This is a genomic window from Verrucomicrobiota bacterium, from assembly GCA_016871535.1.
GTDB lineage: Bacteria > Verrucomicrobiota > Verrucomicrobiia > Limisphaerales > SIBE01 > VHCZ01.
Window position 1 is genome coordinate 1 of sequence record VHCZ01000111.1, and the last position, 18560, is coordinate 18560.

General features: G+C 57.6%; 18 protein-coding genes. 9 read left to right on the top strand and 9 right to left on the bottom strand.

The genetic code is table 11. The features are described 5' to 3' along the window. Window positions 1-122 precede the first annotated feature (122 nt). The 8 genes from FJ398_15140 to FJ398_15175 form a co-directional block, all read right to left on the bottom strand. Complete coding sequence (locus tag FJ398_15140) at window positions 123-758, bottom strand: hypothetical protein (GenBank protein MBM3839270.1); 636 nt, start codon at window positions 756-758, stop codon at window positions 123-125. After that, window positions 755-1408: a hypothetical protein gene (locus FJ398_15145; protein MBM3839271.1), complete on the bottom strand. Its 654-nt coding sequence runs from the start codon at window positions 1406-1408 to the stop codon at window positions 755-757. Before FJ398_15145 ends, FJ398_15140 begins: the two co-directional genes overlap by 4 nt. Before the next feature lie 852 nt (window positions 1409-2260). Beyond that, complete coding sequence (locus FJ398_15150; protein MBM3839272.1) at window positions 2261-3652, bottom strand: hypothetical protein; 1392 nt, start codon at window positions 3650-3652, stop codon at window positions 2261-2263. A 164-nt stretch (window positions 3653-3816) separates the two neighbouring features. Next, window positions 3817-4140: an iron-sulfur cluster insertion protein ErpA gene (erpA, locus tag FJ398_15155; protein ID MBM3839273.1), complete on the bottom strand. Its 324-nt coding sequence runs from the start codon at window positions 4138-4140 to the stop codon at window positions 3817-3819. 77 nt (window positions 4141-4217) lie between these two features. Next, entirely contained in the window at window positions 4218-6929 is a 2712-nt protein-coding gene (locus FJ398_15160; GenBank protein MBM3839274.1) for a tetratricopeptide repeat protein, read from the bottom strand. A gap of 109 nt (window positions 6930-7038) precedes the next feature. Next, a complete protein-coding gene (gene uvrA, locus FJ398_15165; protein MBM3839275.1) occupies window positions 7039-10026 on the bottom strand; it encodes an excinuclease ABC subunit UvrA in 2988 nt (995 codons plus the stop codon). A gap of 69 nt (window positions 10027-10095) precedes the next feature. Continuing rightward, a complete protein-coding gene (locus FJ398_15170; GenBank protein MBM3839276.1) occupies window positions 10096-10317 on the bottom strand; it encodes a hypothetical protein in 222 nt (73 codons plus the stop codon). A gap of 206 nt (window positions 10318-10523) precedes the next feature. After that, window positions 10524-10916: a GxxExxY protein gene (locus FJ398_15175; GenBank protein ID MBM3839277.1), complete on the bottom strand. Its 393-nt coding sequence runs from the start codon at window positions 10914-10916 to the stop codon at window positions 10524-10526. 435 nt (window positions 10917-11351) lie between these two features. Here FJ398_15175 and FJ398_15180 point away from each other — a divergent pair, with 435 nt between their 5' ends. The 8 genes from FJ398_15180 (at window position 11352) to FJ398_15215 (ending at window position 16790) form a co-directional block, all read left to right on the top strand. Beyond that, window positions 11352-11558 (top strand): type II toxin-antitoxin system HicB family antitoxin, encoded by a 207-nt coding sequence (locus FJ398_15180; GenBank protein MBM3839278.1) that lies wholly within the window; start codon window positions 11352-11354, stop codon window positions 11556-11558. Beyond that, complete coding sequence (locus tag FJ398_15185) at window positions 11555-11779, top strand: type II toxin-antitoxin system HicA family toxin (protein MBM3839279.1); 225 nt, start codon at window positions 11555-11557, stop codon at window positions 11777-11779. The genes FJ398_15180 and FJ398_15185 overlap by 4 nt, the downstream gene beginning before the upstream one ends. 330 nt (window positions 11780-12109) lie before the next feature. Beyond that, window positions 12110-12346, top strand: coding sequence for a prevent-host-death protein (locus FJ398_15190; protein ID MBM3839280.1), 237 nt, complete (start codon window positions 12110-12112; stop codon window positions 12344-12346). Beyond that, a complete protein-coding gene (locus FJ398_15195; protein MBM3839281.1) occupies window positions 12343-12771 on the top strand; it encodes a type II toxin-antitoxin system VapC family toxin in 429 nt (142 codons plus the stop codon). Before FJ398_15190 ends, FJ398_15195 begins: the two co-directional genes overlap by 4 nt. A gap of 147 nt (window positions 12772-12918) precedes the next feature. Continuing rightward, window positions 12919-13503, top strand: a complete 585-nt coding sequence (locus tag FJ398_15200) for a formylglycine-generating enzyme family protein (GenBank protein MBM3839282.1) — start codon at window positions 12919-12921, stop codon at window positions 13501-13503. A 178-nt stretch (window positions 13504-13681) separates the two neighbouring features. Next, window positions 13682-14176, top strand: a complete 495-nt coding sequence (locus FJ398_15205; protein MBM3839283.1) for a hypothetical protein — start codon at window positions 13682-13684, stop codon at window positions 14174-14176. Next, complete coding sequence (locus FJ398_15210; GenBank protein MBM3839284.1) at window positions 14173-16227, top strand: hypothetical protein; 2055 nt, start codon at window positions 14173-14175, stop codon at window positions 16225-16227. Before FJ398_15205 ends, FJ398_15210 begins: the two co-directional genes overlap by 4 nt. Then, window positions 16224-16790, top strand: coding sequence for a hypothetical protein (locus tag FJ398_15215; protein MBM3839285.1), 567 nt, complete (start codon window positions 16224-16226; stop codon window positions 16788-16790). Before FJ398_15210 ends, FJ398_15215 begins: the two co-directional genes overlap by 4 nt. A 14-nt stretch (window positions 16791-16804) precedes the next feature. On the opposite strand, the gene FJ398_15220 is transcribed toward FJ398_15215, so the two are convergent. After that, window positions 16805-17155, bottom strand: a complete 351-nt coding sequence (locus FJ398_15220) for a hypothetical protein (GenBank protein MBM3839286.1) — start codon at window positions 17153-17155, stop codon at window positions 16805-16807. Between the two features lie 581 nt (window positions 17156-17736). On the opposite strand from FJ398_15220, the gene FJ398_15225 reads away from it, so the two are divergent. Then, window positions 17737-18156 carry a hypothetical protein gene (locus FJ398_15225; protein MBM3839287.1) on the top strand — a complete coding sequence of 140 codons (420 nt, stop codon included), beginning with the start codon at window positions 17737-17739 and terminating at the stop codon, window positions 18154-18156. Window positions 18157-18560 lie beyond the last annotated feature (404 nt).

Sequence of the window (18560 nt, forward strand, 5' to 3'; positions counted from 1 at the left end):
CAGCACTCTTCTCCGGGGATTGGCGGGAATCCTTACTGCGTCGCATCTGAAGGGTTTAATTTCTTGCGATAATACCCCGGAACGGTCAGGCTCGGTTCCCGCCATGAAAAAGCAAATTCCTATTAGTTGGTGAGGGACTGTCCTTTGGCGAGTAGTCTGTCGCCAAGAATGATGTCACTGTCGTCGAACTGCATAGCAAGAATCTCGTTTGGATTGCGGATAGACAGTTTTCGTGATCCCGTTCCGTCAGCCGCCAACTCGGTCAAAGCACTTACGACATGTTCGGCAATGGATAGAGTCTTTGTCGGCGCATCGACGGCAGTTTTGAGTGATTCGGACAACACTGCTGTTAGTTTTCGGTTTTGGTAACCTTGCAATACTTTCTTGGCTTCCAGTTCCACGATGTCGAGCGAGAGCACATCGTACTTGAGTTGGTCAATATACAAGACTCCCCCGGCTTCCTCGGTCTTGCCGTGCTTCTCTAACCATTCTTTCACGGTTGTTGGACAGACCAAGTCCTCCATCAATGACATTTCTCGTATCGCAAGGGCCAAGGTGCCAAGTCGAGTGTCATCGAAACTTTCCGGCGCTTGCCGAAGCAGGATTTTAATTGCTTCCGGCAGCGGTTGTTTGGGAAATTCGTACAGTAGCGCGGCTATTACGGGGCGTTCGTTTTCATTTGAGCGATATGGGATTGTCAGCCCGGACTCTGTTTCGGGGACATTACGGATTTCCGGTGACTCAACTAGACTTTTCATGCTTGCGCCTCCAATGGCCGGAAGTTCAGGAAGTAAACTGTCTGGCGTTTTCGATTCTCCGACTGACCATCGGGCATCCACACGAAATGTGCAGGAGCCCAAGTGGCTGGGTTCGCTCCAAGGGAGATCGAATAACGGAAGAATTTTAGGACGCGGTCTTCCGGCTGTCCGTGGACAAAAAACCAGCCAGCCATCGAATTGTTGCCAGAATGAACGCCGCAGACGAGCGGCGCGTATCCCGCCAAGTTGATTAACAGAGCCGCCTGCTCATCGACTGTGCCTTCGTCAAATTGGACGACAAGAAATCGACGGGAGCCACCGATGGGAGGCACTCGTTCCTTTGTTCTGGCGCGAACCGGAGATGGCACGATGAATTGAAGTCCAGCTAGTTCGCCGAGCCATGCATTCAGCCGGCGCGTTTCAAATTCATTTGCAGAATGCCCGCAACACAGCAGCGCATCGGCAGGAAACAGTCGTTCAATAATCTCGTCCGTGTGGAGAGCGTTGTCCTCAATACGTATCGGCGAAATTTCCCAGAATTCAGCAAGTCCACCACTGCGCCGAATTATCTCCGCTCGCAGAACTTGGTTGACCGCTGGCCAGGTGGCTTGGCGCTCCGGTTGAATGGTTGATTTGTTTCTGAGCAGCATTTTATGCTTTTGGTTTTAACTACACCCTCTGTACAAAAAGTTGGACCAGCGCATCATTGTTTGAGGAACAGAAACGCCGAGAACCCTAAGGGAACTTTTTGAGACTCCGTGCTGTCGGATAGGAAAATTTCCGTATCGAAGACTTTCGGCGTGGTCGTCATACAGAGCTATAACCGGATTTGCTCGATTTAATGCCGTCGTCACGTGACCTTTCTTGATCCGCTATTTATTTAGGCCCTGCAACGCGAAGACCCAGGAAGCGTGTCCGTGACGACGATGAAGCCGAACTTGTCCGCTAGAATTTAAGTTGAACTTGGCGTGTCCCGGGCACGCTTTTCATGACAAAGATGACCGGTGGCCGATGCTTCACCGCCGGACCGAAATGGACCGCGCTGTATGAACCTTTTCTCTCCAGTAACAGTGATTCAAATGCTTCACGCTTGGTGCGTATGGCTCGTTTGCTCGTTTTCGCGATGGTCGAACCGCTCTTGGTTGAACAGACGAACCTGCCGCAATGACTTCTTTCGGGCGCGATTGAAGTGGCTGAAGTGTATGCAGGAGGAGAGCGATCCAGGTAAACGAAACTGGGTGCCGAAGGCAAAGCCATGGTCTTGATCACCGCCTAAGCAGAAGGGACCAAGTCCGACCCTACTTGAAGCCGTGGGCCAAGGCGTGGAACGCGACTGCTTGGCGTATGGCTCCGCAAGAAACCGAATCCGCCGGACCGGACCGTCCAGTCCTATTAAAAACTAAAATACCCCTGGACAAGTCTCGTCATGACGCGGTGTGTCGTTGAGTACAATGCTCTCAAGCCTCTTCGCGAGCAGGGTGAGGAGAACGGCAGCCCACCTGCTAAGCGCAATTGACCGCTTCGGTGACTGGGCCGCGATCAGGAATGGCATCGGACGATCTTGGATTCGGAAGTTCGGAAGTGATCGGAATGAGGTTTTCCGTGGCATCCGGAAAAATGTTGAACCACTCTTTAGCCAACTCCTCGGTCACAGTCCTGGCTTTGTTCCAGTAATGTTTCTGGAATTTCTCCAGACTTGTGCCCATGACGCTCGTCACCTCGCCTGGGTCCTTGTACAGTTTGAAATGATATGTCGCGAAACTGTGGCGGGGACCATTGCTTCGCCAGATCACTCCAGTTTTTCGAGCGATAAAACGAGTGATCTCGTCGAGTCTATCCTTTGCCGACCTGGTTGGGGTTAACCAATGCGCCGGAACGACGCTCCCGCTTTCTTTTCGGTGGAGCTTAAACCATGCGGCTAGGTTCGCTGTGATGGGAACGGTGCGGGGTTGGCCAGTTTTTGTTATCCTTCCAGGAAGTTCAATGTAACCAGTCACGAGACCTCGGTTAACCTGTGGCCAGCTCATCCGGGCAATCTCCTCCTTCCGAATTCCGCCGAAACACCAGAGAGCAAAGAACGGGACGAGTTCCGGCGCTGCAATAGTTAAGCGTGCCAGAATTTGTTTCGCCTCCCACGGCTCGAAGACCTCAACTGGTCCACGGATTTCCTTAAATCGCTTGACCTGCTTCGCCGCGTTCCAGTCCTTGCCTACCCAGGAGCGGATTTGCGCTTCGTCGAACAGCAGTGATAAGCTGGACAAGAAGTCGTTTTTCGTTTTTGGGTTCCATCTCTGGGCGTTTACGAAGTCAGCCACTTCAGCAGCCGCGATCTCGGATAAGGGTTTTTCGCCAAAAGCACGCTCGAACCCGTTCAAGTAGGAGGATTCAGTTTTGTGCCGCCTGAAGCTGATTCGTCTTTTCCGATCTTGCAGGAACTCCAGAATGGCTTCTTTTATGGGCTTCGGCGTGATCGGTTTATCTGGACGATGCTGCCGCCAAAATTGGCAGGCCAGGGGGAACTCGTCGGGGTTTCCGAGAATGCGGATGCCATCAACAACGAGTCGGCAAACCTGCGAAATGCTTAGGCCGGTTGATTGAATGGCCCTGTTCGCTTCGCGCCATTCATAACGCCAGTCGCGCAGGCGAACGATTTCGGTTTCACCGGCGTTGATGGCTTCAGCAAGTTCTTTGGCCTTGTTCTTGGCTTCCTCAAGGTCGGCAAAAGTCCAGACCTTTCGCTCGCCGCCGCTGTGGTCGCTGAACGCATAGCCGGTGTATTCCCGCCCGTTCTTGACTGACTTGGTCGTGTAAATTTTGAACGCGGTGTTTCCGCTTCTGACCATGATAATTTTATTTCGAGCCATACGCACCATAACGGGATTTCCCGATTTCATGGTTGCGCAGGCAAAAAACCGAACAAGTGTTAGGAAAGTGTTAGGAAAAGGAGTTCCGAAGGATGGAAACGGTCAAAAGGCCAACAAAATCGGCCCTTTCAACAAAAAAGCCGTTCCGCATCGCACGGAACGGCATTCTCAGTCTAGGCTCTTTGTGAGTTTGCCTAGGCTTCAAAGGATTTTCCGCACCCGCACGATTGGCGGGCGTTCGGGTTGGAGATTTTGAAACCGCCTCCGCTCAGGCTGTCCACGAAATCGACGATGGTTCCGCGGAGATAGTTCAGACTAAGAGAATCGACGAGGACGGACACCCCGTGGCAGTCCGTCACAAGGTCGCCGTCGCGTTTTTCGTCAAAGACCATGCCGTATTGGAGTCCGGAACATCCGCCGCCCTCGACATAGACGCGAAGCGTCCTGGCGGCATTGTCTTTTTCGTTCGCCAACAGTTCCTTCACGTGGTCCGCCGCGCTTGGCGTCAACGTGACCATCGCTTCGGCTTGGAGAGACTCGTTCATGAGAACAGAGAAAAGCTAAACGGCCTGGGGGCAGTTGTCAAATTCCGGAATCATTCAACACTTCTGAGTTCCCGCAATTTCTTGGCCAGATTCGGCTGCACTTTCTGCCACTGGGGAAAATCGCGCAGCAGCCGTTCCAGCAAGTTCGCGGTGGCGGCGGTCAAATCCATGCTCTCCGCCAGCCTCGCGGCTTCTTGCCGGGCCTTGGCCACCCAGAATGGATCTGGTTTTCCTCCCGCCGCCGTGTCAACGGCTTTTCCGTAAGCCACGTTCAGGAAGTGATTGAGCGCCCGATCCAGCAGGGGCTTCTGCTCCGCGACCGGTTTAAGGCGGGCGAGTTTTTCGAGGGCAATGGCAAACCCGACTTCAGCCTGGCTTCGCGTCGGGACATCTGCGGGCCCTTGTGGCAGCATGGCGCTGTAATAATTGGTCATCGCCAGGCCGTAATAGGCCGTCGCCTGGGCCGGATCCAGCGAGGCCAACTGAAGATAGCAATCCGCCATCTTCGCCCGGGCGACCGGCGCGAGCGAGTTGGTCGGGTAAAAACTGACAATTCTCCCCAAAGGAACCAAGGCATTCTCAAAGCGCTTCGCGCTGTTCGTGAGCGTCGGCCCGGAGACATCCTTCAGCGCCACATCCGCCAGAAGGAGGTACGCCTCTACTTCGATGGCCGCTGACCGGTTCGTATCGCGGTCCAGCGTGGTGAGCAGATTCGTCAGATATTGGTTGGCATCGGACGGCTTGTCCCTGAGCAGAGCCGCCCTCGCGGCGCGCAGCCCGGCTTGATAGCGCAGATCCATCACGTTCGATGCGTTGTTCCACAAGAGTTGATAGTGCGTCTCGGCGTTGGTGTAGTTTTGCTGGTTGAAATAGTAGTCTCCCAACCAGAATTGGGCCCAGCGCGCGAGATGGTTGGTCGGGAATTGGGCGACGAAGTTCGTGAACAAAACGAGCGCGTTGGTGTCGTGTCCCGCGCGAAAATGCGCCAGCGCTTTGTCGAACGCCGCTTGCGGCCGCGAGGCATGCTCCGGGTACTGCGCGAGCCAACGATCATACTCGCCAATGGCCGCGGTCCATTGATTCTCGATCACATGGGAGCGGGCGATGGCCAGTTGCGCCTCCGGCAACCACGGAGACGCGGACACTTTCTTTTGAAAATGGAGCAACGCTTCCCGCGCGTGCCGGGCATCTTCGGGCCGGCCTCGCTCCAGCAACTCGGCCGCGAAGTTCAGCGAGGACCGGGCGGAGAATTCGCTGGTGGGAAACTCCTCCAGGAGCCGGTTCAGACCGTCCCGCGCGGCCACCATATCTCCCTGTTCGAGACTGGCGCGGATCAATTGATAATAGGCCTGATCGAACCATTTGGTGCGGACCTCGGGCAACTCGCGGTAGCGCTCAATCACCAGCCGGTAATTGGCGATGGCGTTCGTGTAATCCTTCAGGTGGAACTGGCAATCCGCCAGTTTGAAGCGAGCGATCGCCTGGTCTTCCGATTCCGGAAACAGCTTGGCGGCGGCTCGGAAGTCGGCCTGGCTTTCTGCGAACTTGTTCGTGGAATTCGCCAGGAGCGCTTCCTCCCAGGCGCACCAACCACGATTGAGATAAGCTTTGGCGGCGCGGAGCTGATTCGTCGTTTCGGTGACGACGACGAACTGGTTCCGCGCCTGGAACAGCAAGTTCGTCAGGGCGAGATTAGTGCGCGTGCGTTCCGGGGAAGCTCCGCCCAAAGCGTAAAACTGCTTGAGGTGCAATTCACCGAGGGTTAATCGGATCAAGTCCGGCGGCGTGTCCAGATTGGTCTGGGTCAGCAAGAATTCCAGCCGCGCGACCGCGTTCGTGAACCGATTTTGCCCCACCAGCAAATCAATGATCCGGAGCAACGCCTGCTGCTTCTGGCTGGCCGGGATTCGCTCCAACTTTCCCAGTTGCTCGTAAGCCGCAATGGCGGCATCGGGGTTTCTCTCCTTCTGGATATCGGCCAACAGCATCAGGGAATTGGCGCGCAGCACGGGTTTGTCCAGCCGGTTCGTGTCGGAGGCGAGAGCGACGAGGTTGGTGGCGGCGCTGAGCGCGTCATCCGGCTTTTGATCCGCCAGGGCGTTCAGAGCGAAGAGATGGAGTCGTTCCCAGTCCAATTCGGGCGGGAGGTTGCGGCGGGCAAGATCGCTGAGAACCTGCTGCGATCTGCGAAAGTTTTTGTTTTTCGAGTAGCTTTGGCCCAGCAACAAGTAGCCGCGCACCACGAGCGTCTCGTTCGTGCTTTGAAGCGCGGCTTGTTGAAAGGCGCGCGCGGGATCGCCCAGGAGTTGGATGGTGCGATCGAAGTCACCCAGCTTGAAATACGCCCAGGCTTCGCCGTAGCCGGCCTGCAGACGCAGGGAGGCATTCGTCGATGTAGCCAGGAGCGCCTCATACGCTTTGGCGGCGGCTTCGTAGCGTTGATCGTAGAATTCGGCTTCCGCAAGCCAGAATCGGTATGGATCGGCCAACTCTCCCGCGCGTCCGAGACGCGGCGTGAGAAGTCCGCCGACCGACTTGAAATCCTTCAGCGCGAAAAGGCATTGGGCCTGGAGCAGGATCGCCTCGCCGGATCTTGGGGAGTTCGGATACTTGCCGGCAAATTCGGCGAACTCCCTCTGCGCGCGGTCAAAGAACCCGTCTTGCAAGGACTTCAACGCCGCTCGATACGCATCCATCTCAGGCGTCTCTTGCGCCCAGGCCAGAGCGGTGGAGATGAAGAGCAGCAGCAACGTGGATTTCATGGGCGTTGCAGCGGGTTGAAGCCCGCGCGCCGGAGCGCGGCATTCAGACAGGCTCCCAGGCCGCTTCGGCGTCGTTTGACGCGGCGAGGGTCGTTGAATTTCTGCGCGTTCATACAGCTTCGGCACTGGCAGGAGCACCCGACAACACGCGCGCCAGGTAACGGCCCGTAAAACTTTCGGCGCATTGGGCAACCAGCTCGGGCGATCCCGCCGCCACAATCCGGCCGCCGCGTAAACCGCCTTCCGGTCCCAAGTCGATGATCCAGTCCGCGGTCTTGATCACATCCAGGTTGTGCTCGATCACGAGGAGAGTGTTTCCCGACGCGCGCAATTTGAAAAGCACTTCCAGCAGTTTGGCGACGTCGTGGAAGTGCAATCCCGTGGTCGGTTCATCCAGGATGTAAAGGGTGCGGCCTGTGGCTTTGCGGCTCAGTTCGGCCGCGAGCTTCACGCGTTGCGCCTCGCCGCCGCTCAGCGTCGTGGCCGATTGCCCCAGGCCGATGTAACCCAGTCCGACTTCGGCAAGCGTCTGGCACAGGTCGCAGATTTGCGGGATCGCTCGGAAGAACGTGACGGCCTCGTCCACGGTCATTGCGAGCACGTCGGCGATGTTCATGCCTTTGTAAGTGATTTCGAGCGTTTCCCGGTTGTAGCGGCGGCCTGCGCAGGCTTCGCACGTGACGTAAACCGGCGGGAGGAAGTGCATTTCAATTTTGATGAGCCCGTCGCCCTGGCACTTCTCGCAGCGGCCCCCTTTGACATTGAAGCTGAACCGTCCGGCGCCATAACCCCGAATCCTCGCCGCGGGCAGGTCGGCGAACAGGTCGCGGATGTGATTGAACATCCCGGTGTAAGTTGCGGGATTGCTCCTCGGTGTGCGCCCGATCGGTGTCTGGTCGATCACCACCACTTTGTCGAGGTTCTCAATGCCGTTGATTTCCCGGTGCGCGCCCGGGTGCTCTTTCGATCCGTACCACTTGCGGAACAACGCGCGCCGCAGAATATCGTCCACGAGAGTGCTCTTGCCCGATCCGCTGACGCCGGTCACACAAGTCAAGGTGCCGAGCGGAATTCTGACGTCGATATTCTTCAAGTTGTTTTCCTTCGCGCCAAGAATCTCCAGCCAGCCTTTTTCACGCGACGGCTTGAGACGTTTCCTTGGAACAGGGACCGACAACTCTCCGCGCAAGTACTGGCCGGTTAGTGAAGCCGGATGGCGAAGGATTTCCTCCAGCGGACCGGATACCACGAGTTCTCCGCCCCGCACCCCGGCGCCAGGGCCCAAGTCTATAATGTGGTCGGCGCGTCGAATTGTGTCTTCGTCGTGTTCCACCACCAAAACGGAGTTGCCCAGGTCGCGCAGGCCTTCGAGCGTCTTCAACAGGCGTTCGTTGTCGCGCTGGTGCAGCCCGATGCTGGGTTCATCGAGAATGTACAGCACGCCCACAAGTCCAGCGCCGATCTGCGTGGCCAGACGGATGCGTTGCGCTTCTCCGCCGCTGAGCGTGCCGCTCTCGCGATTGAGCGTGAGATAGCCCAGGCCGACGTTTTTCAGAAAACCGAGCCGCGCGCGAATTTCACGAATGAGCTCCCCCGCGATCTTCTGTTGAAAGTCCGTCAGCTTCAGCGCCTCGAAAAAATTGTCCGCCTCTTCCACCGACAGGCCGCACACGTCCATGATGGACAGGCTGGGAATCTCGGCAGATTTGAGATTTGAGATTTGAGATTTGAGATTTGATTGGCCAAGCGTGACGGCGAGGATTTCGGGCTTGAGGCGCCGCCCGCCGCAGGCATCGCAATCCTGTGACGCCATGAAGGCCTTGAGACGGTTCCGCGTGAATTCGCTTTCGCTCTCCTGGTAGAGCCGTTCGAGATTCGGAATGACTCCCTCGAACGCGCGCACGATCTTGCTCGACTTGCCTGCGCGCCAGAACTGGAACTCGATTTCCTCCTTGCCTGAGCCCCACAAGAGAATCTTTTTGAACTCAGCAGGCAACTGCCGGTACGGCACATCGAGCTTCTGTTGGTAATGCTGAACAATTCCTTTCAGCAGGTTCTTGTAATAGACGATCATGCGCTTGGCGCCGCGCCGCCAGGGCAGGATTGCGCCCTGTTCGAGGGATTTCTCTTCGTCGGGCGCCACCAGATGTTCGTCGAAGACCATCTTCTGCCCAAGCCCGTGGCAAACGGGACATGCGCCGAAGGGGGAGTTGAAAGAGAAATGTTTGGGCGTCAGGGTGTCGAAGCTCAGGCCCGTGGCCGGGCTGTACATGCGGTTGGAATGGAGGGTTTCAGTCCAAACCTCCGGAGCAGATCCGCCGCTCGGTCGCGGCGGGGCCGACCGCGAGATTCCTTCCGCAGCAGCGTTGGGCAGTTGATGCAACACCAAAAGTGTGCCTTCGCCCCACTTGAGCGCCGTCTCCACCGAATCGCTCAACCGGACTCGGATTTTCTCATCGATCACCAGTCGGTCCACAACCACTTCAATCGTGTGTTTCTGTTTCGGATCCAGTTTGACCCGGATGTTCGTCGCCAGTTCGACAAGCTGGCGGTCCACTCGCGCCCGGACGAAACCTTCTCGCGCCAGACGCTCGATCACGTCCCGGAATTCCCCCTTTTGTTCGCGAATGACAGGCGCCAGCAACAGGATGCGCGTCCGCGTGGGCAAGGCCAGAATCTTATCGACAATGTCGCTGGTGGTCTGGTGCGTGATCGGCTGGCCGCTGACGGGGCAATGCGCCTGGCCGACGTTTGCGTAAAGCAATCGCAAGTAGTCGTAAATCTCCGTGGTGGTGGCGATGATCGAGCGCGGGTTCGTGCCGGCGTTGCGTTGCTCGATCGCGATAGCAGGCGAAAGCCCTTCAATGAAATCCACCTCCGGTTTCTGCATCTGATCGAGGAACTGGCGCGCATACGCGGACAGCGACTCGACATATTTGCGCTGGCCCTCTGCGTAGATCGTGTCGAACGCCAGCGACGATTTGCCGGAACCGCTCAACCCCGTGATAACCACCAATTTGTCTCGCGGAATGCTGAGCGAAAGATTCTTCAGGTTGTGCTGCCGCGCACCGCCAATCCTTATGAATCCTGTCGCCATGCGAAATTTTCCGATCCAGCCATCCGGGTAACGTAGCCGGCCGGTGCGAGGAAGCAAAGAATCGATTGTTCAAGCTGCGTGAAGCGTTTGACGCGTTAGATCGTCCCGATTCACCGGTTGTTTCCCATGGTTGGGATCGAAGATCGGCAACACCTGCGCTCGCGTCTTCGGATCATTCACCAGCGCGCCTTCCTCCTCTTTATGCTCGCGTTCTTCCTCCACGTCGAAACCGGCGTTGGCCAGGACCGTCCGCTGCGACAGCGGGCCGGAGGTCAACAGGAACTTCTGCATTCTTCCGATCAAACCGCTCGGCTGAGGGAAACGGATAATGGATGTCGATGTCGAAATTGCCGTCGAAATCCAGAATGCCCACGCGCCCCTCGAAGAACTTCTTGATGGCGTCGCCGCGTTTGGTGTTTAACCGCAAAGAGCTCAAAGAACTCAAAGAGAGCAGGCGACAGCTCCCTCCTTCTCTGTGATCTCTGAGTTCTCTGCGGTTATTTCCTGATTCGATCCATCTCGGACCACACGAATTTCCGAATCTGGAATTTGTAGGAGCCGAAGTTGATCAGGAGGCCGTGCTCCAGGCGGGCGGACTTGAGGTAGCCCAGGATTTGCGCCTCGTGCTCCTTGGCGAGGGTCTTGGCTGTTTTCAATTCCACGATCAACACATTTTCAATGAGCAAGTCCGCCAGGTAATCACCAATTAACGTGCCGTCCTCATCGTACACTTTGATCGGATGCTGTTGCTTCACGTCCAGGCCAGCTTTGCGCAGGCGATGCGCGAGAGCGTTTTCATAAACTTTCTCCAGATGGCCGTGGCCGTGATAGACGTGAATGTCGTAAGCGGTTTGTCGGACCTGGTCACAGAGTTGTTTGATCTCTTTCATAGTGCCTCCTTTTGGTTTGGCTGGATTCTTTGGCTTCTTTGAGTTCTTTGGGTTCTCTGCGGTTAAGTTCTTGTGCCAATCCCGCGCCAGGACCAGAGCCTCGCGTTTGTCTCGCGGATCGCTGCTGGTGTCGGCTCGGGCGTAGCTCTCCAGGAGGGCGGAATTATCAATGGCGCAGAGCGCGGCTTGTGTTTTTGACAACACAAAGCCGCGACGGTCATCGCTGATTTTTATTGGCGGCGCGGAATTGCGTTCAATTCCACCACCACTTTATCTTTTGCTTTCGCCAAACCTCCTTTTTCGCACCCAAATCTGGGGTAACTCCAGACGGGCACAATTCGACTAATGCGGCAAGAGAAATTTTACCGGTGGCGGGCAAAATCTTCTTTGGTGAGCTTGAACCATCCATCCATGCGCGCTACAAATCATGCAGCTATGAAATTCGCCATCACCGTTGACCGCGACGAAGACGGGATCTGGATCGTCGAATGTCCGTCCATTCCCGGTTGTGTCAGCCAGGGGAAGACCAAGGCAGAAGCCTTGAAGAACATCAAGGAAGCCATCGAACTCTGCCTGGAAGTCCGGGCTGAACGCGGATTGCCGCTCACGGTTGAGACCCGTCAAGTCGAAGTTGCGCTCTGATGCCGGCGCTTCCCGTATTGAGCGGTCGCAAGGTTGTGCGAGCTTTTGAGAAACTTGGCTGGCAAGTGGCTCGTCAGCGTGGCAGTCACATCATCATGGTGAAGGAGGACCAGAATGTGACGCTTTCCATTCCCAACCACAAGGAGGTTGCAAAGGGAACGCTTCGCAGTTTGATTCGGGCCGCCGGAATTACAATTGACGAATTCACGCGCCTGATGTGATCGCGGAATTCTCAACGGTGCACTGCGCTGCCTGTATTTTCGACAACACGACACCGCGACGGTCATCGCTGATTTTTGTTGGCGGCGCGGAATTGACGTTCAATTCCACCACCACTTTGTCTTTTGCTTTCGCCATACCTCCTTTTTCACACCCCGAATCAGGGGTAAATCCACACACGTACACTTCAATGAGCGCGGCAAGAAAAAAACAACTTTGGCGACAGCGACGACGGTGACCCGATCTGCATCCCGTTTTTCACGTCATCGCCACGAGGGCCACGAGGGGTTTACGGGCTTGTTGCGTGGGAAGCGATGAAGTAGGCTGAAGCCATGAAAACCGCGAGTGTGCAACAGGTGCCGGAGCAGTGGCCCGAAATCCTGCGTTGGCTGGCCGCTGGAGAAGAAGTGCAGGTGACTCAGCAAAACCAGGTCGTCGCCAAAGTCGTACCCGCAAAGCCAACACCCACTCCTGACTTTCTGGCCCGGGCGAAAGCCATCTGGGGTGAAACGCCGCCGGGCCAGCCGCTGAGTGCTGTGGTGTCGGAGGGGCGGGGAGGCGAAGCGTGACTTATCTGGACACGGGCTGTTTCGTCAAACTTTACTACCCGGAGCCGGATAGCGCCAAAGTCGTTGCACTCATTCAAGGGAAGCCGCTTTGCTACACGCCGCTTCACGAACTGGAGTTCAGGAACGCGCTCCAGTTCAAGGTCTTCCTCAAAAGCGCGACCGCTGCCCAGGTGACTGCGGCTTGCGCGTTAGTCGAAGCTGACGAGAAGGCAGGTGTGCTTGTGTCGCCGATTGGCGAATGGAAGGACATTTTCGCGGAGGCGGTGACGCTCGCGAACCAGCACACGGCGACGATTGGCTGCCGGTCATTGGATATTTTGCATTGTGCCGCTGCGAAAGTCTTGGCTGCCACCGAATTTATCACCACGGATTCACGGCAGAAAAAGCTTGCCTCCGCGATGGGTCTGAACTTGGTGACATTCTGAGCAGGACGGCGGAATTAGCAATGGCGCACAGCGCGGCTTGTGTTTTGGACAACACATAGCCGCGACGGTCATCGCCGATTTTCACTGGCGGCGCGGAATTGACGTTTAATTCCGCACCTTAACTCTCCCGGACAGAGGCGTAGAAGGATGGGCCAATACGAGGTGACGCAAGGGGAATACCGCGAAATCATGGGCGCGAATCCCAGCAGTTTCACCGGTAACGATCGACTGCCAGTGGAAAACGTGACTTGGACACAAGCGGTCGATTACTGCTCGAAGCTCACGACGCGTGAGCAGAATGCCAATCGCTTGCCAGCAGGCCACGTCTATAGGCTGCCCACTGAAGCGGAGTGGGAGTACGCTTGTCGCGCCGGCACGACCACCCGGTTCGGATTCGGCGACGATCCAGACTACAATCTCCTGCGCGGCTTCGCGTGGTTTAACAGCAATTCGGGAAATCAAACACATACGGTAGGCGAAAAAGCGCCAAACCGTTGGGGCTTATTCGACATGCACGGCAATGTTTGGGAATGGTGTGGGGATTGGTATGGTTCGTATCAGGGCGGGAGCTTGACCGATCCGAAGGGAGCGCGCACGGGCTCGGTCGGCGTGGGCCGCGGCGGCAGTTGGGGCAGTGCCGGGCAGGGTTGCCGGTCGGCGTGGCGCGGCTACTCGCCGTCGGCTCGGAACGGCTACCTCGGGTTCCGGGTCGTGCTGGCCCCAGGTCAGTAGCAGGACAGCAAGCGAGAAATTTTTCCAACTCTTCACGCGCGAGGGTCCGACGTGGTGATTAACCGCAAAGAACGCAAAGATCACAGAGGTACGCGGATTACCTTTTTTGCGGTCTTTGGGTTCTTTGCGGTTAAAACAATTCGCGGAACTGAATAGCTGCAAATCTTCGACCGGCACAATGCAACTTAAACTCTTCTTGATTCCCGTGAAGAACATGGCCGCAGCCGAGGCCGAGATGAACGGCTTCCTACGCAGCCACCGCGTGCTGGCGGTGAAAAAGGAGTTCGTTCCTGACGGCGAGAACTCATTTTGGAGTTTTTGCGTGGAACACCTCGATCATACCGCAGGCGGGGCGGGGGGAGACGGCAAAGCGCCCAAGGTGGATTACAAGGAGACATTGAGCGAGGCGGAGTTCGTGGTGTTCAGCAGGCTGCGGGAGTGGCGGAAGTCCGTCGCAGAACTCGAGGCCCTTCCTGTCTATGCAGTGCTGACCAACGAACAACTGGCTCAGATGGTCAGGAAGAAAGCCAACGATCTCGCCGCGCTGCGAGAAATCGAAGGCGTCGGCGAGGCAAAAGTCGAGAAGCACGGCGAGGCCTTGTTGAAAATTCTGGCTGGGGAAACAGCGAAAGGCAGCGTGGCCTCGTCGGCGAAGGAGGCAGCCAGCGGATGAAACGCAAAGGACATCTCCTCGAAGCGATTGCTGACCCGGAGAACCTCCGCTTGGCATTCTGGAACGCCAGCAAAGGCAAGCGAGGGCATGCAGTTGTTCGACGATTCCGGGAGCATCTGGACGACGAGATCGAAGCCCTGCGCCAAGACTTGCTGGCCGAGTGTGTCAAAGTAGGCGATTACCACTTCTTTGACATTCACGATCCAAAGCCCAGGCGCATCTGCGCCGCCAGCTTTCGCGTGCGCGTGCTCCATCATGCGATTATCAATCTCTGCGGGCCGATTCTGGATCGAACGGCCATTGCGGACAGCTACGCCTGTCGCGCAGGCAAAGGCCGCCTGGCCGACATTGAGCGCGCTGAAGAATTCGCCCGACGAAGCGGGTGGTTTCTGAAGTTGGATGTGCGGCGATACTTCGACAGCATTAACCACGAACTCTTAAAGGGACTTCTCCGCCGGCGATTCAAGGATCAGCGCCTGCTGGTTTTACTGGGCCGCATCGTGGAGAGTTATTCCACCGCGCCGGGTTGTGGCTTGCCCATCGGCAACCTTACCAGCCAGCATTTCGCCAATTATTATCTCCCGCCTTTAGACCGATTCGTGAAGGAGACGCTGCGACGCCAGTGCTATGTGCGCTACATGGATGACTTTGTGGTCTGGGGCGATAACAGCGCCGACTTGAAGCGCGGCCGTGATCAAGTCCGGAACTTTCTCCAATCCACGCTTGGCTTGAGTCTGAAGAACGAAGGCCAGATCGACCGGAGCGGCAAAGGCATGGATTTCTTGGGCTATCGGATTTTCCCGCAGACGACACGGCTTTCCCGCAGGAGCAAGCTGCGCTTCCGGCGGAAACTCAAAGCATACGAAGGCCGGTGGATGGCGGGCGAGTGGACCGAGGAAACCCTGCAACGACACGCTGAACCGTTGCTGGCCTTTGTGCGCGGCGCGGATTCCGAGGCGTTCCGGCGTGCGGTGCTAAGCGATTTAAGGGTGGGAGCCGAAGGGCTCGAACCGCGTGAACCGCGGCGGCAGTTGGAACAATGCCGGACAGAACTGCCGGTCGGCGCAGCGCAACAACAACTCGCCGTCGAATCGGAACAACAACCTCGGGTTCCGGGTCGTGCTGGCCCCAGCTCAACCGGAACGGAGTTTCCGGCTGACCCGGCGCCTATCCTGTCCAGCAGCCCTTGCGGTTGCCTGGCAAAGGCGGAAAGCCCGCTCGGTGTGAGTAGCCCGCTGGAAGGCGAGGCCGAAAGCTCCGGGCGGGCGTGGCCGAGACAGGCGGAGGTGAAACAACACCCTCTCGCTTTTGACCGATCACGGCTCGAAGAAGGAGTCAAAACCTTTGGCCCGCAAACCAAGGCGAAGTTCGTCATCGTTGGTCCACAGCCGGTCATCCAGGTGCAGCGTCAAGGCGACGAATGGGGTGTCCTTGGCATCGACCTCCCGGCACAGGCGGCGAGCTTCCATCCAGGTGCCGACGGGAATCGTGCCTTCCTCCACGAACTGCACGCGGGCCAGCAGTTCATAGAGGCACTCCAGGAGTTCAGCGTCGCTCAAGGCCGTCGCTTGCGCGATGCGCTCTTTGTGGTTGAACAACTCGACGAAGACAAACCTCGGACAATAATAGGTGGCAATCGCGTCGCTCAAAAATCGCCGCCGCCGGGCCGTGTCCCGGCTCACCAGCAGCGAAAAGAAAACGCTGGTATCAACGACGATGCAGGCCGGGTTCACTCCACCTGCGGTGAAGAAAAGCGCGGGCCATGGGTTTCCCACCAGCCTGCCTTAATCTCTTCGGACAACTGCCATGCGGCCTCCGGCGTGAGCTTGCTGCGACGCGCGATGCTTTCCACACGCAGCCAGGCGACGAAGTCGTTGACCTCTTCCCGCGTCATTCCTGCGGTCGGGATCGTTATCTGCACGCGGTCATTGTCGGCTTGGACAGCAATCATGGGGAGAAGATACATCTTCAGGAGGAGTCTCGACAAGGCCGGGTTTGAGCCTCGTCAGATCGGCTCCTCCAGCGACATGGCAACGCCTCGGACTTTATGAAGCGCAGCGACGTCCATAAGCTCAGTGGTTGCGAACCGTCCAAGCGGTTGGCACGCTGGGTCGCGTTGGCGGGGACAGTAGTGTGGATCGCCAGCGTTCATGGTGCTGATGATTCCTTTCACTTGGTCGCCGAATCCCCTTCCTTCCCGCTGGACACTCGCTCCATCAACCCTGATTCATCGCCCCAGGCTACCCGGCTTGTGGCCGAATCCGACCCCTTTCCTTTGGACACCCGGCCTCGCTCCGGCGAGCAGACCACACCAGCGACGCTTGTCGCGGAATCGGCACCGTTTCCGTTGGATACCCGGCCCATTACGCCTGACGCAGCTCCCACTCAGCCCCAAGCCACACGACCGGCGCTCGCCGCCATGATCGACGGGCGGCTGATTGAACTATACTGGCCGGAAAGCGCCAAAGGATTTGTCCTCGAGGCGGCTGCGGCTGTCGAAAGCGCGCCGTGGGCGCGTGTCACAGAGTCGCCTGCGGTCACAGGCGGGCGGTTCCGTATCAGTTTGCCCCTTTCCTCCGAGGCGCGCTTCTTCCGGTTGCGTCGGGAGCCGTAAGCGGCAATCAAGAATCAACAACTCCGGCACGACGCCGCGTCGCGCTCGTTCACAGACCAACTCACGTCGCAATCCAGCAGCCATATTCGGAACGCGGTGTAAGCGTTCCGTCCGGCGTCGTGGAAATCGTCCTTGTCCGTTGAAAAGAATCTCCGCGCCTTGATCTTCGTGAGCTTCCAGTTGCCTTGCTCGTCGGTTTCCGCTTGCACCTTGAGCGTCTGCAATCCGGAATGAGTCAGAAGTTTCGACGCCCACACTTTCTCCTCCACCCAGCCGATCATTTCCTCGCGAGCGCGCTCGTGATGCGGTATAGCGGCCTTGGCCGAAACATCGGAGTTTAACCGCAGAGATCGCAAAGAACTCAAAGAAATGGGCCTCTGAATCACGGCTTCGCCCTTTGCTCATGCCCCGCTCGTCGCTCGCTGCACGGGTGAAGTCTTAGAGCGTGTCCGAAAATTGCGCGGGGTCCTGCGGCGAGGGATTTTGGCTGTGGCCAAGGCGGCGAGGTCCGAGCATCCCCAACGCGGGCTGTAAGGACCGAGCCAACGCAGGCCACGGACAAAAGACCCGCCGCCCGGAGGGTTTTCGCGCCAAAGGCCGCCTGGCTTCGTTGCTCCTCAGTCGAAGATCCAGGGAGGATATTCTCCTTCGTCGCGCCTCGCCATCCGGCCTTTGGCGCGAAAACAGGACCCCGCGGAATTTTCGGACACGCTCTTAGGATCGTAGCCCCGATTGCTCTGCGATCTTTGTGTTCTCTGCGGTTAACCCATTTTTCCGCAGCTCCGGCGCGATCCATTGGCCGCCGCCGCCCAGGTCCAGGACAATCACCGAAAAACCGAAGTCTTGATGCAGTCGCCCGGCTGAGGATCGGCTCCAATTTCCGTTGCTGCCCCAACGCCTGGCAGGCCTCGATCATCTCCGACGTGTACCAGCCCTTGGATTGCTTTTGCCACAGGCCGAGGCCCTCGGCGCGGAATTTCTCCGGCGTGTTCGACAGCTTCAAGGTGCGCAGCCGTTTTTCATCGCGATATTGTTCCTTGAAGGTTTTGCCCGTGTGACAGCGGAGGCTGTAGTAGTTCTTGTAGGAAAAGCCGAAGGTCCAATAGTCCGGGTTGCCGCGCTTGACCTCCCTCTCGTATTCGCGATGCACCCGGAAGCCGGGATGATTGCCCAGTTCAGCCGTCGCGGACCGCACGACTTTGTTGCACCAGATCGGGTGATTGGCGTTGTAGTACTGCCAGAAGTTGTCCTTGCCGATTCGAAAGGTCTGGAAGGTGGCGCCGATGTGACAATCGTAAAGGAGGACGGCGGAGAGATTGCACCAGACCCAATCGACGATGGTTTTGCCGCTTTGCCGGAGTGGTAAAAATTGAAAGCCGCAGAGTGTGGCGCTCTAAGAGCGTGTCCGAAAATTGCGCGGGGTCCTGCGGCGAGGGATTTTGGCTGTGGCCAAGGCGGCGAGGTCCGAGCATCCCCAACGCGGGCTGTAAGGACCGAGCCAACGCAGGCCACGGACAAAAGACCCGCCGCCCGGAGGGTTTTCGCGCCAAAGGCCGCCTGGCTTTGTTGCTCCTCAGTCGAAGATCCAGGGAGGATATTCTCCTTCGTCGCGCCTCGCCATCCGGCCTTTGGCGCGAAAACAGGGGCCCCGCGGAATTTTCGGACACGCTCTAAGTGGTCCGTTTCGTAAATACGCTCACGTTCGTTGCGCCCAATTTGGCCTGGGGCAAGGCGCGACGAGCGAGCATCCCCCGCCAGTGGGGCTGTGAC